This window comes from Phreatobacter sp. (assembly GCF_016793595.1).
GTDB lineage: Bacteria > Pseudomonadota > Alphaproteobacteria > Rhizobiales > Phreatobacteraceae > Phreatobacter.
In genome coordinates this window covers 69,927-82,194 of record NZ_JAEULY010000002.1, presented here as the reverse complement: position 1 = coordinate 82,194, position 12,268 = coordinate 69,927, and the positions used below count along the sequence as shown (strand labels likewise).

Below are 12,268 nucleotides of genomic sequence, written 5' to 3'. Positions count from 1 at the left end.
AATGGGGAAGGTCACGGGCTTTCTTGAGGTCGACCGGCAGGACCGTCGCTATGCGCCGGCCGGCGACCGCATCCGCCACTATCGCGAGTTCGTCATTCCGCTGAGCGAGGAAGGCACGCGCGATCAGGCCTCGCGCTGCATGAATTGCGGCATTCCGTTCTGCCACAACGGCTGCCCGGTCAATAACCAGATCCCGGACTGGAACGACCTCGTCTATAACGGCGCCTGGCAGGAAGCGTCGATCAACCTGCACTCGACCAATAATTTCCCGGAGTTCACCGGCCGCGTTTGCCCCGCTCCCTGCGAGGCCTCCTGCACGCTGAACATTGAGGACATCCCGGTCACCATCAAGACGATCGAATGCGCCATCGTCGACCGCGCCTGGAACGAAGGCTGGGTCAAGCCGGAGCCGTCCAAGACGCGCTCGGGCAAGAAGGTAGCCGTCGTCGGCGCGGGCCCGGCCGGCATGGCCGCCGCCCAGCAGCTCGCCCGCGCGGGCCATGACGTCCACGTCTACGAGAAGTTCGCCAAGGCCGGCGGCCTGCTTCGCTACGGCATCCCCGACTTCAAGATGGAGAAGCGCCTGATCGACCGGCGCATCGCCCAGATGGAGGCCGAGGGCGTCACCTTCCACTACAACGAGCATATCGGCGTCACCCGCCCCGCGCGGGAGCTGGTGGACAGCCACGACGCCGTGCTGCTCACCGGCGGCTCGGAACAGGGCCGCGATCTGCCGATCCCCGGCCGCGAACTCGACGGCATCCATTTCGCGATGGACTTCCTGCCGCAGCAGAACCGCCGCGTCTCCGGCGAGCCGATTGGCACCAACGAGCCGATCCTCGCCTCCGGCAAGCACGTCATCGTCATCGGCGGCGGCGACACCGGCTCGGACTGCATCGGCACGTCGGTTCGCCAGGGCGCGATCTCGGTGACGCAGCTCGAGATCATGCCGAGGCCGCCGGAAAAGGAGAACAAGGCGCTCTCCTGGCCGCTCTGGCCGCTCAAGCTGCGGACCTCGTCCTCCCACGAGGAAGGCGCCGAGCGCGACTTCGCCGTCATGAGCGCCGAGTTCGCCGGCGAGAACGGCAAGGTCAAGGCCCTGCGCTGCGTGCGGGTGGACGGCAAGATGCAGCCGATTCCTGGCACCGAGTTCGAGCTGAAGGCCGATCTCGTCCTGCTGGCTATGGGCTTCGTCAACCCCGTCTACGAAGGCATGATCGAGAGCCTCAAGCTCAACCTCGACCCGCGCAAGAACGTGCTCGCCAATACCGGCGACTACCGGACCTCGATCGACAAGGTCTATGCCGCCGGCGACATGCGCCGCGGCCAGAGCCTCGTCGTCTGGGCGATCCGCGAGGGCCGGCAGGCCGCGCATTCCATCGACAAGGACCTCGTTGGCACGACCACCCTGCCGCGGTGAGGGATGACATCGGCCCTGCCTCCGCGATAGCTAGGAGGTAGGGAGATTTCCGATGTTCTTCGCCAGCGACAACGGCCTCGGCGCCTCCGACAAGGTGATGCAGGCGATATCAGCCGCCAATGGCGGCGCGCGGCTCGGCTATGGCCGCGATGACGCCACCCGAATTGTCGAGAAGCAGCTGTCCGACCTCTTTGAGCGCGAGGTCGGCGTCTACATGGTCATCACCGGCACGGCCGCGAACGGCCTTGCCCTGTCGACGCTCACTCCGCCCTGGGGCATCGTGCTCTGCCATGACGAGAGCCACGTCATGGAAGACGAGTGCTGCGGCCCGGAATTCTTCACCGGCGGCGCCAAGCTGGTCGGCATCCGCGGCCCCGGCGCCAAGATCACGGCGAAGGCACTTGAAGCCTCGATAGCCTCGCTCGGCCGGCGCGTGCCGCACAATGCGCCCGTCCATGCTCTGTCTCTGACCCAGTCCACCGAACTCGGCCTGGTCTATTCGGTCGAGGAGGTGAAGGCGCTATCCGCCATCGCCAAGGCCCATGGCGCCGGCGTCCACATGGACGGCGCGCGCTTCGCCAATGCCGTTGCCTCGCTCGGCTGCTCGCCGGCCGAGATCACCTGGAAGGCGGGCGTCGACGTGCTCTCCTTCGGCACGACCAAGGGCGGCGGGCTCGCCTGCGAGGCGATCATCTACTTCGACCCCGCGAGGGGCGAGGACATGGTGCGCCGTCGCATGCGCGGCGGGCATCTCCTCTCCAAGCACCGCTTCCTCAGCGCCCAGATGGAAGCGTTCCTCGGCGACAGCCACTGGCTCGACCTCGCCCGCCATGCGAATGCCGCCGCCAGTCGCCTTGCCGCCGGCCTTGCCGCCATTCCCGGCATCCGTCTGCCGTTCCAGCCGCAGGCCAACGGCCTGTTCCCGATCATGCGGCAAGAAATCGTCGCGGCCCTGCAGGCGGCTGGCGCGGTGTTCTATCCCTGGTCCGACCGGGGCCTTGCCGAAGCCGACCGCGCCAGGCCCGGCGAGACCATGATGCGCCTCGTGACGAGCTTTGCGACATCGACCGAGGATATCGATCGTTTCCTCGATGTCGCGGCGAAGGCGGCCCGTCCGCTCGCCGCGGAGTGAACCACAAGCCGGCCGCCTGTTACCGGATTGCCCACACCGCCTCGAAATCGCCGTTCTCCTTTCCGAAAACCTGACGCGGGGCGGTGATTGGGGAAGAAGGACACGGATTTCGTGCGCCAGAGACTGCTTTGGGCGACCTGTATCGCCGCCATTGCCGCCGGAACCGGGTCGGCCCTCGCCATGCCGCTGGGGGCCGCCAGGCCCGTTGCCGGCGCGACGCCTGTCCAGTTCTGGGGTGATTGGGGTCCGCGCTATGAGCGGCCCTATTCGGAGCCCTATTACGGCCGCCGCTACATCACACCCGACGACGATGACGAGGATGTGGGCCCGATAGCGCCGGCGCGCGCTGTCGCCATCACCCGCTCCATGGGCTATCGCGCCATTTCGCGGCCGCGCCTCGCGGGGCGCGCCTGGGTGGTCGACGCCCTCGGGCCGCAGGGCCAGCGGACCCAGGTCAGGATCAACGCCTATACCGGCGCGCCGCTCGCCATCCGCGAGCTGGAGCCCGGCGGCCAGCGATTCCCGACGCCGCCGGTCTGGCGTGACGAGCGCCCGAGCTTTGGCCGCGACGGCGGGCAGGATTTCCGTGAAGGCCGGCTCGACAACGATCCGATGCGGCCGGACACGCGCCCCGACCAGCGGCCGGAGCGCCCGGCCCGCGCCGCCCCCAACATCACGGCGCGCATCGTGCCCGTGCCGACGCCGCGTCCGGACATCGACGGCGGCCTTCAGCCCCAGCCGCAGGTCGTGCCGCCCGTGGCGAGCCCACCACCAGCGGAAGCACCGCCGCCGCAGCCGCCGGCTGCGAACCTTCCGCCGCGCAACGTGACGCCCGTCGCGCCGACGTCGCCACTTAGCGTCGAGCCGAGCGTGCCGTTCACGCCTCCGACCGTTCCCGCGCCGCAGGCAGCGCCCGCGCCGGCCGAACCTCCGACCGCAGCTCTGCCTCAGACGCCCCCCGACGCCGGTCCACGCGAGGAACAGCCCTCCGTGGTCGCGCCGCCGGCAGAGGCCACAACCCCGGTCCAGCCGGCCGAGCCGCCGGCAGCTGCCCTCCCGACGCAGCCGGCCCCGGTCGCGCCACCCGCAACGACGCCCGCGCCCGTGATCGATGCCCCGCCCGTCCAGGCAGCGCCCGCGGCACCGCCCGCGCCGGCCGCCGATGCGGCGGCCCGTCCGGCGTCGAGCCGGGAATCGGAGGGCGTGATGATCGACGGCCGCTTCCTCGGTCCCAATGGCGAGGCCCTGCCGAGCGGACCTGGGCAGACCCCGCCCGGCGTCCGGCAGGTCATCCCGCCGCCGTCCGGGAACTGACGCCGAAAGCACCGCCCCGCCACGAGACATAACGAAACGCCCCGGTGATGCCTCACCGGGGCGTTCGTGCATCTCAGGAGGGCCGTTGGAGGGCGGCCCGATCCGTCAGGGCGATGCGGCTCAGGCGGCCTTGCGGCTGACCTCGGCTTCGATCACACGCTGGCCGCTGCCCGACTGAATCGCGATCTGCCGGGGCTTCATCGCCTCCGGAATCTCGCGGACGAGATCAACGTGCAGCAGGCCGTGCTCCAGCGCCGCGCCCTTCACGAAGACGTAGTCGGCGAGCTGAAAGCGGCGCTCGAAGGCACGCGCGGCGATGCCCTGATGAAGGTAATCGGATTTGGTCTCGCTCTCGGCAGCGGCTTTGCCGCCGCGAATGGTGAGCGCCTGCTCCTTCACCTCGATCGACAGGTCATTTTCGGTGAAGCCGGCTACCGCGACGGAGATGCGGTAGGCGTTCTCGCCGGTCTTCTCGATGTTGTAGGGCGGATAGCCCGCCGCCGGGCCGTCATGGCCGGAGGCCTGGTCGAGCAGCGAGAACAGGCGGTCGAAACCGACGGTCGAACGGTAGAGGGGCGCAAGATCGAACGTACGCATGGATGTCCTCCTTCAAGCGACATCAAAGAGCGGGGGCCCGCCTGATGGCCGGGCCGGTTTGGCTCGTGCAGCCCTTGGCGGGCCTGCACGGAGAAACAGTTGGGAAGCCGGTCTTGGCTTCGCAAGAGGCCGATGCCGCGGGTTTTCGCAGATGAAGACTCGGTGAACGGGGATTTCCGGCAGGGTTCAGCCGCACCACGTCAATGTGTGTTCAACGATCGGGAAAGTGCTGCGGCCAGGCTGCAGCCCCTTCACGCCTCCCCTCGCTTCAGGGACCACACGCCATGCGCCCCCTCGCGCGCCGCATCTCCTCGGTTTCCTCCCTCGCCCTGATGCTTGTCGCGGCGACGACGACTTTCGCGCTCGCACTCGTCATGCTCGCCTGCGCAGGCAATTTCGCCCGCGCCGACGAGGCCGCCCGTCTGATCCCGCAGCAGGAGATACCCGGGCGCCTCGCAGTTCGCGGTTATGTCGTGAGCGAGCCGGTCGTGCGTCGCGGCACCGCCTATCTCACCCACGGCACCGACAAATGGGGTCAGCGGCACCGTCTCGTGATGGACGGGCGCAATGGCGACATTATCGGCCTGAGGGTGGTCGGCGACCCGCGCGGCGCGCACTCGGACCGCCCGACCGGCCGTCGGTAGGAGCAGGCCGGGAATCATGGCGGCGCGTGACGGTTGAGGCTCCGGCGATGCCGTGGCAGGCTGATCGCCCGCACAGGGAGGTTTCGATGCGCCCTCTGGTTCCCATGCGCCCTCTCGTGAATCTCGCGGTCATCGCTCTTCTGGCGGTCCCGCTCCGTCTGGCCGCGGCCGAGCAATCGTTCCCGGCACGCGTCGAAGAAGCCGCCTCCGCTTTTGCGGGACAGCCCGGCGTGCTCGCGGGGACGACAGATGACCAGCGCAAGCGCCTCGTCGTCTTCCTCACCGGCAACATCGTCTTCACGCTCGCGCACGAATTCGGTCATGTGGTGATCAGCGAGTTCGGATTGCCGGTGCTCGGCCGGGAGGAAGACGCCGCCGACAATTTCGCAACCCTCACGCTCGTCCAGATTGGCGGCTCCTTCGCCCATCAGGTGATGGTCGATGCCGCGCGCGGGCTGCTGATGCTCGGCAGAGACGACGCGCGCGCGGGCGCGAACGACCCGGTCAAGTTCTACGACGAACACGGCCTTGGCCCCCAGCGTGCCGGCCAGATCATCTGCCTGCTCTACGGCTCCGACCCTCCGGCCTTCGAGGTGCTGGCCCGCCGCGCCTACCTGCCCGACGAGCGGCGCGACTCCTGTGCCGCCGATTTCCAGCAGATGAGCGAAACCTGGCGGCAGCTGCTCGCGCCCAATCTCGGTCGCGCCGGCCAGTCGCTCTGGCAGCGCCTGTTCCGCCGGGGTCGGGAGGCGAGCCCCGCCGGCATCATGCCCGTGACCTATGGCGAGGCCCCGGAGAATCTCAAACCCATCCGCAGCTTCCTCGTCCGTCTCGGCCTGCTCGAGACGGTACGTGACTATGCCGTGCAGAATTTCGCCTTCCGCCCCGGAATCCGCCTCGAAGCGGCGAGCTGCGGCGAGCCCAACGCCTGGTGGGATCCCGAGGAGCGCAAGCTGACGCTTTGCTACGAACTCGTGGTCGCCATGCTTCCCGCGGCGATCGAAACGATCAACAACCCGCAGGACGCCGCGCCGCCGCGATAGCCAGACGCCCGCGATGACCACGCCCCCGCGCCGTGGTAGCCGGATGGCAGCGCCTTTTCCGGCGCGGCAACGATTCGCGAGCGCGCCCGGCCGATGGACCTCGTCGCCCTGCCCAACCGCCCGATTCCGGAAGGCGTCCGCGCCGGCACGCTGACCACGCCGGACAAGGTCGCCATCCGCTATGCCCGCTGGGAAGCGACCGGCGCGCCGCGCCGCGGCACGGTGGTCATCTGCCAGGGCCGCAGTGAGTTCATCGAGAAATATTTCGAGGTGATCGATGAATTGCGCGCCCGCGGCTTCGGTGTACTGGCCTTCGACTGGCGCGGTCAGGGCGGCTCGGGCCGGCTGCTGTCCGAGATTCGCAAGGGCCACGTCCGGCGTTTCTCCGACTACCAGACCGACCTCGAAACGGTCATGACGACCGTCGGGCTGCCGGATTGCCGTCCGCCCTTCTACGCGCTCGGCCACAGCATGGGCGGCTCCATCCTGATCGAGACCGCCAAGGCCGGCCGCATCTGGTTCGACCGCATGGTTCTTTCCGCGCCCATGGTGGCGCTGGCGCAGGTTGGCCGCCCCGGCCCCCTGCGGGCCTTCCTGACCTTGCTTTCCGCTCTCGGCCTGTCGTCCATGACCATTCCGGGCGGTTCGCTGCAACCGACCTCGCAGAAGCCTTTCGACGGCAATCCCGTCAGTTCTGACCCTGTCCGCTATGCACTGGCGGGGTCCTATGCCGACATCGACCCCCGGCTCGGGCTCGGCGCACCCACCGTCGGCTGGGTGCGCAACGCTCTCGGCGTGGCGAGTCGCTTCGCCCATCCGCTCTATGCGCGGGGCATCCGGCAGCCCATTCTGCTCATTGCGGCGGCGCGCGATCCCCTGGTCCACACGCCGGCCATCGAGGCCTTCGGCCGCCGCCTCAAGGCCGGCCATACCGTGGTGATCCCCGGCTCGCGCCACGAGGCGATGATGGAGCGCGACGAGTTGCGCACGCAGTTCTGGGCGGCCTTCGACGCCTTCGTGCCCGGCGAGCAGGCTTTTCTCTAGAGCCTTCAGCCGTTCAGGAGCCTGAGCGCCTCGGCATGAATGCGCCTGTCGCCCGCCGCGACGATGCGGCCGCCGCCGGCCGCCGGCCCGCCATCCCAGGTCGTCACGATGCCACCCGCGCCCTCGATGATCGGCACGAGGGCGAGGATATCGTAGGGCTTCAGGCCAGCCTCGACCACGAGATCGACATGGCCAGCCGCCAGCATGCAGTAGGCGTAGCAGTCCGCGCCGTAGCGATAGGTGCGGCAGGCGGCTTCCACGGCCTGGTAGCGGCCGATGGTCTCCGCATCGAACAGTTTCGGCGAGGTGGTCATGATCGTGGCGGCCGACAGGCTCTCGCAGGCGCGCGTGCGCAGAGCGCGCTCGCCGGCGGGCCCCTCGTAGCGCGCCGCCGCCCCGTCGCCCCAGAACTTCTCGCGGATGAACGGCTGGTGCATCATGCCGAAGACCGGACGGCCGTGACGCGCCAGCCCGATCAGCGTGCCCCAGAGCGGAATGCCGGCGATGAAGGCGCGGGTGCCGTCGATGGGATCGAGCACCCAGACGTGCTCCGCATCGGCATTCTCGGTGCCATGTTCCTCGCCAATGATGCCGTGAGCCGGAAAGGTCTGCCGGATCATCCGGCGCATGGCGGCCTCGCCGGCCCGGTCGCCCTCGGTGACGGGATCGAAGGCGCCCTTGCCAGCCTTGTTCTCGACGCCGATCGACGAACGGAAGAACGGCAGGATGGCTTCGCCCGAAATGCGGGCGAGATCGCGGACGAAGCTCTCGAAATCGACGGCGCTCACAGCGGATACTCCCAGCGGCTGGCCAAGCTATAGGCCAGCGGGCGTCGCCCGGGCAACGCTGAGCCACCATAAGCCACTCGCCGGCCCGAAACGCGGTCCGGCCATGCGGCGAATGACCGCCTCGCCTGCCCTCGGCCGGCTTGCCGCATGGGCGCGGCGCGGGCAGGGTCGCGGCCGGAGGAAATCCCGTGACTGCAAGCATCCGCGGCCGAACGGCCCGGGCGGGGGTAGTGGTGCTCGTCGCCGTGCTCGCGACCGCCACCGCCATCAGCCAGTTCTACCGCAACTCGGTCGGCGTCATCGCGACGACGCTTGCCGGCGAACTGCAACTCACCGCCGGCCAGCTCGGCGTCGTCTCCTCGTCCTTCTTCCTGATCTTCGCGCTCTGCCAGATCCCCGTCGGCATCGTCATCGACCGCTGGGGCCCGCGCGCCGCGCTTCTCGGCTCGTCCGCCTTCGTGGTCGCCGGCTCCTGGGTCTTCGCCATGGCCAGCGGCGAGGCCGGGTTGATCGCGGGACGCATGCTGCTCGGCATCGGCTGCTCGACCTTCTTCATGGCCCCGCTGGTCATCTATGCCCGGGCCTTCCCGCCCAAGACCTTCGCGACCCTCGCTGGCATTCAGCTGTCGATCTCCAGCTTCGGCACGCTCGGCGCCACCGCCCCGCTCGCCTGGGCGACGGCGACCGCGGGCTGGCGTACCGCCTTCCTCTCGGCCGGCCTATTCGCGGCTATCTTCGCCGCCGCGGTCATGGTCGTCGTGCGTGGGCCGGCGGCGGGCCCCGCGCCGGGTCAACCGCGCGAGAGCTTCGCCGAAGCTCTGCGCGGCGTCGGCGCGGCCGTCAGGACGGCCGGATTCTGGCCGCTGTTCATGATGTCCTTCTCCACCTATTCCACCTTCGGCCTCATCATCGGCCTCTGGGGCGGTCCCTATCTCGCCCATGTCCACGGCGCCGATCTCGGCGCGCAGGGTCGCGCCCTCTTCGTCATGGCGGCCGCCCAGATCGCGGGGACGCTGGTCTGGGGCATGGCGGATCGGCTGGTCGGCGCCTACAAGCCCGTGGCTGTCGCGGGCGCCGGCGCGACCGTCGCCCTCATGGCGGTGCTCATCCTGTTCGGCCATGCCGGACCGCCCGGCCGTGTCGAGATCATCTACGGGTTGCTCGGCTTCTTCTGCGCCTTCGCGCCGATCCTCGTGGCGCACGGCAAGTCGCTGTTCCCTCCGGAGATCACCGGACGCGGCCTGTCGCTGATCAATATGGGGACCATGACCGGCAGCTTCGCGACGCAATGGCTGACCGGGCTCGTCGTGAAGGCCATTGCCGGCCCGGCGACGGTCTATCCGCTGACCGCCTTCCAGGCGGCCTTCGGCATGCAGGCCGCGCTGCTGGGCATCGCCACACTCTGGTACTGCACCGCGCCCGATCCGCGGCGGTCGCTTCGCTGAGACGGCTGAATCCCAGGCGGCGCGGGGAGCGAAAAAAATGGGTCAGCCTTCTTGCCTTTTCGGGGGAGCGTAGGCATATTGTTGCAGCGCGGTATCGCCTTGCGATGCCTCGCAGCCCTCCTTGGGCGTTTCCTCCCTAGACTTGGGCCGCTCATGAAAATGAGCGGCCTCTTTCTTTTCCGAGGAACAATTCCGCACAACAATTCAATGGCTTATGCCATAGCCCCGCGAGGCTCCCGGACGCCTGCGCAAATCGTATAAAATCGATCGGCACCTCGAATCGTATTGTGCAACGCACCCTGATCAACTGGCCAGTCCACGTCGGAGCCAGACCGTCGAACAGCTCAGGCCGAGCGCGGATTTCGCCAGCCATGCGGAATCGCAGGAGCTGTTCCCGCTATTCTGCGGCCACCCGCCAGTCGCCGGAACGATCGAGTGGCAGGCGTGCCAGCGCCTCCGCCAGAACCATCAGGTCGGCTTGCAGCCGCGGGAAATGAGCCGTGCGCCGATAGCTGCGCTCGTCCATGTAGATGGCGCGGTTGATCTCGATCTGAACGGCCTGCATGCCGGTCTGGGGCTGGCCGTAGTGCTCGGTGATGAAGCCGCCGGCATAGGGCTTGTTGCGGACGACGTGATAGCCCCTCGCCTTCAGCACGCCCTCGATCAGATCGGTCACGGCCGGCGCGCAACTCGTCCCGTAGCGATCGCCGATGACCATGTCGGCGCGCGGCCGGTCCTCACGGATGGGCGCCATCGACGGCATGGAGTGACAGTCCACGAGCAGCGCCTCGCCGAAGGCCCGGTGGGTGGCGGCGATCAGCCGCCTGAGCGCCCGGTGATAGGGCTTGTAGAGCACCTCGATGCGCGTCAGCGCCTCGTCGATGGCGATGCGCCGCGCGTAGATCTCCTGCGCCTCGCCGACCACGCGCGGGATGGTGCCGAGGCCGCCGGCCACCCGCATCGAGCGGGTATTGGCGAAGGTTGGCAGCCGCCCGTCGAACATTCGCGGGTCGAGCTCGTAGGGCTCGCGGTTCACGTCCACGAGGGATCGCGGGAAATGGGCGCGCATCAGCGGCATGCCGCGCTCCACCACGCCCTCGAACAGCGCATCGACGTCCGTGTCCTCGGAGCGGCGCAGCGTCGGCAGGTCGAGCCGCACCTGATGGAGGAACTGCGGCGGATAGACCCGACCCGAATGCGGCGAATTGAACACCACGGGCGCCAGAGGCTCGGCCGGCTCCAGCGCCTCGAAGGCGGGGTCGAAATCGCGGATCTGGGCTTCGCTCATCAGCTGTCCGGCAAGGTGTGCGACCGGGACAGTCTAACCGCCCGCCAGCCGCTGTGAAGCCATCCCTTCCGCAGTGCTGGGGTCGCGGCCGCAGGCGGACGCGCGCAATGTCCGCCGAACCAGGTACCCGCGTCTTTCCACCGCCATCTTCACCGGCCATTTACCATCTTCGGGCTTCATGGGCACAAGCGGGAACGGGTTCTGTAAACCGCCCCCTCCCCGACGATGGACAGGCGAAGGACGGCATTCAGCATGGGCAAGATTCTGCTGGCCGAGGATGACAACGACATGCGCCGCTTCCTCGTGAAGGCGCTGCAGAATGCCGGCTACGACGTCGCCCATTTCGACAACGGCCTGTCGGCCTATCACCGGCTGCGCGAGGAGCCGTTCGAACTGCTGCTCACCGACATCGTCATGCCGGAGATGGACGGGATCGAACTGGCCCGCCGCGCGACCGAACTCGACCCCGACATCAAGGTCATGTTCATCACCGGTTTCGCCGCGGTCGCGCTCCAGCCCGACTCGCAGGCACCCAAGGACGCCAAGATCCTGTCCAAACCCTTCCATCTGCGCGACCTCGTCAACGAGGTCGACAAGATGTTGCAGGAAGCTGCCTGACGGCCATTTCATCCCCTTGCACGGCAGGGCGTTCCCCACTATACGGAGCGCCTCGCATTCGCGGCCCCGGCCGCAAAGGGCGCGTAGCTCAGCGGGAGAGCACCTCGTTGACATCGAGGGGGTCACTGGTTCAATCCCAGTCGTGCCCACCATTCAAACCCCGGCGAAACCCATGGTTTCGCCGGGGTTTTGTTTTCCGCGTCGCCAATTGCTCCGTTCCGGCTGCCAGGCCGCCTCGCCCGGAACCAGCCCGGCGCTCCGAGGTCCCGCATGGTTGGCGCGAGCGAGTCCGGGCAGCGGCTTGCAAGCCGATTTCCCCGAACTGACTTCGGCAAGCTCGGGCCATTGCGGGCGGAGAGCCCGGGCGCTCGCCGCGCGGGAAATCTCGTCGCGCCGGAATGCCATCGGCGTTGCAGCCCGCACTTTTCCACAGCGCCGCGGCACGGGGCTTCGTCCAGACCGCTCGGGAGGCACTCCAGGACACCTTGCGCTCTTTAATTTAACACGTTAATGATATCCACAACGGGGGACTTCTGGAGAGGCCGCGATGCCGCATGTCGTGGTTGAATATTCGGCCAATCTCGACAGCGTGGTCGACTGGCCGGCGCTGTGCGAGGCGGTTCGCGTCGCGGCCGCCGAAACCGGCGTGTTTCCGCTCGGCGGCATTCGCGTGCGCGCCCATCGCTGCGACCATGTCGCCATCGGCGACGGAAACCCCGCCCACGGCTTCGTCGATGCGACCCTGAAAATGGGGCGCGGCCGCGACGTCGAAACCCGGCGGCGCGCGGGTGGTCATGTCTTCGAGGCGCTGTCCCGGGCGCTCGACCCGGCTTTCGCGGCGGCGCCGGTCGCGCTCTCGCTGCAGATCGTCGAGATCGACGAGCCGAACTGGAAGCGCAACACCGTTCACGACGCATTAAAGAGGAGTGCCTGAC

At 68.4% G+C, this 12,268-nt stretch carries 12 protein-coding genes and 1 tRNA gene; 10 read left to right on the top strand and 3 right to left on the bottom strand.

The window, feature by feature from the left end:
- The first annotated feature begins 1 nt into the window (after nt 1).
- From JNK84_RS01020 to JNK84_RS01010, 3 genes are all read left to right on the top strand, one after another.
- Nucleotides 2-1,420, top strand: coding sequence for a glutamate synthase subunit beta (locus tag JNK84_RS01020; protein ID WP_293419427.1), 1,419 nt, complete (start codon nt 2-4; stop codon nt 1,418-1,420).
- A gap of 52 nt (nt 1,421-1,472) precedes the next feature.
- Nucleotides 1,473-2,552, top strand: coding sequence for a threonine aldolase family protein (locus JNK84_RS01015; RefSeq protein ID WP_293419424.1), 1,080 nt, complete (start codon nt 1,473-1,475; stop codon nt 2,550-2,552).
- A 111-nt stretch (nt 2,553-2,663) separates the two neighbouring features.
- Nucleotides 2,664-3,866 (top strand): hypothetical protein, encoded by a 1,203-nt coding sequence (locus JNK84_RS01010; protein WP_293419421.1) that lies wholly within the window; start codon nt 2,664-2,666, stop codon nt 3,864-3,866.
- A 120-nt stretch (nt 3,867-3,986) separates the two neighbouring features.
- Here JNK84_RS01010 and JNK84_RS01005 read toward each other — a convergent pair whose 3' ends face one another.
- Entirely contained in the window at nt 3,987-4,463 is a 477-nt protein-coding gene (locus tag JNK84_RS01005) for an Hsp20 family protein (protein WP_293419418.1), read from the bottom strand.
- Between the two features lie 284 nt (nt 4,464-4,747).
- Here JNK84_RS01005 and JNK84_RS01000 point away from each other — a divergent pair, with 284 nt between their 5' ends.
- The 3 genes from JNK84_RS01000 to JNK84_RS00990 all read left to right on the top strand — a co-directional run bounded on the left by JNK84_RS01000 (nt 4,748) and on the right by JNK84_RS00990 (nt 7,194).
- A complete protein-coding gene (locus tag JNK84_RS01000) occupies nt 4,748-5,107 on the top strand; it encodes a PepSY domain-containing protein (protein WP_293419415.1) in 360 nt (119 codons plus the stop codon).
- Between the two features lie 86 nt (nt 5,108-5,193).
- A complete protein-coding gene (locus tag JNK84_RS00995) occupies nt 5,194-6,150 on the top strand; it encodes a DUF4344 domain-containing metallopeptidase (RefSeq protein WP_293419412.1) in 957 nt (318 codons plus the stop codon).
- Nucleotides 6,151-6,243: 93 nt separating this feature from the next.
- Nucleotides 6,244-7,194, top strand: a complete 951-nt coding sequence (locus JNK84_RS00990) for an alpha/beta fold hydrolase (RefSeq protein ID WP_293419409.1) — start codon at nt 6,244-6,246, stop codon at nt 7,192-7,194.
- A 5-nt stretch (nt 7,195-7,199) separates the two neighbouring features.
- On the opposite strand, the gene hisN is transcribed toward JNK84_RS00990, so the two are convergent.
- Nucleotides 7,200-7,982, bottom strand: coding sequence for a histidinol-phosphatase (hisN, locus tag JNK84_RS00985; RefSeq protein ID WP_293419406.1), 783 nt, complete (start codon nt 7,980-7,982; stop codon nt 7,200-7,202).
- A gap of 188 nt (nt 7,983-8,170) precedes the next feature.
- On the opposite strand from hisN, the gene JNK84_RS00980 reads away from it, so the two are divergent.
- Nucleotides 8,171-9,427, top strand: coding sequence for an MFS transporter (locus tag JNK84_RS00980; protein ID WP_293419403.1), 1,257 nt, complete (start codon nt 8,171-8,173; stop codon nt 9,425-9,427).
- A 397-nt stretch (nt 9,428-9,824) separates the two neighbouring features.
- On the opposite strand, the gene JNK84_RS00975 is transcribed toward JNK84_RS00980, so the two are convergent.
- Nucleotides 9,825-10,715 (bottom strand): N-formylglutamate amidohydrolase, encoded by an 891-nt coding sequence (locus tag JNK84_RS00975; protein WP_293419401.1) that lies wholly within the window; start codon nt 10,713-10,715, stop codon nt 9,825-9,827.
- Nucleotides 10,716-10,967: 252 nt separating this feature from the next.
- On the opposite strand from JNK84_RS00975, the gene cpdR reads away from it, so the two are divergent.
- The 3 genes from cpdR to JNK84_RS00960 all read left to right on the top strand — a co-directional run bounded on the left by cpdR (nt 10,968) and on the right by JNK84_RS00960 (nt 12,267).
- Nucleotides 10,968-11,333, top strand: coding sequence for a cell cycle two-component system response regulator CpdR (gene cpdR / locus JNK84_RS00970; protein WP_293419398.1), 366 nt, complete (start codon nt 10,968-10,970; stop codon nt 11,331-11,333).
- A 77-nt stretch (nt 11,334-11,410) separates the two neighbouring features.
- Nucleotides 11,411-11,485 (top strand) — tRNA-Val (locus JNK84_RS00965).
- Nucleotides 11,486-11,880: 395 nt separating this feature from the next.
- A complete protein-coding gene (locus JNK84_RS00960; RefSeq protein WP_293419395.1) occupies nt 11,881-12,267 on the top strand; it encodes a 5-carboxymethyl-2-hydroxymuconate Delta-isomerase in 387 nt (128 codons plus the stop codon).
- The last annotated feature ends 1 nt before the right edge of the window (nt 12,268 follow it).

What these genes read in the sequence shown, in the direction of transcription:
- JNK84_RS00960 (WP_293419395.1), top strand. Translation starts at nt 11,881, where the DNA reads ATGCCGCATGTCGTGGTTGAATATTCGGCCAATCTCGACAGCGTGGTC.
- JNK84_RS00975 (WP_293419401.1), bottom strand. Translation starts at nt 10,715, where the DNA reads ATGAGCGAAGCCCAGATCCGCGATTTCGACCCCGCCTTCGAGGCGCTG.
- JNK84_RS00995 (WP_293419412.1), top strand. Translation starts at nt 5,194, where the DNA reads ATGCGCCCTCTGGTTCCCATGCGCCCTCTCGTGAATCTCGCGGTCATC.
- JNK84_RS00990 (WP_293419409.1), top strand. Translation starts at nt 6,244, where the DNA reads ATGGACCTCGTCGCCCTGCCCAACCGCCCGATTCCGGAAGGCGTCCGC.
- JNK84_RS01015 (WP_293419424.1), top strand. Translation starts at nt 1,473, where the DNA reads ATGTTCTTCGCCAGCGACAACGGCCTCGGCGCCTCCGACAAGGTGATG.
- JNK84_RS01020 (WP_293419427.1), top strand. Translation starts at nt 2, where the DNA reads ATGGGGAAGGTCACGGGCTTTCTTGAGGTCGACCGGCAGGACCGTCGC.
- JNK84_RS01005 (WP_293419418.1), bottom strand. Translation starts at nt 4,463, where the DNA reads ATGCGTACGTTCGATCTTGCGCCCCTCTACCGTTCGACCGTCGGTTTC.
- JNK84_RS01000 (WP_293419415.1), top strand. Translation starts at nt 4,748, where the DNA reads ATGCGCCCCCTCGCGCGCCGCATCTCCTCGGTTTCCTCCCTCGCCCTG.
- cpdR (WP_293419398.1), top strand. Translation starts at nt 10,968, where the DNA reads ATGGGCAAGATTCTGCTGGCCGAGGATGACAACGACATGCGCCGCTTC.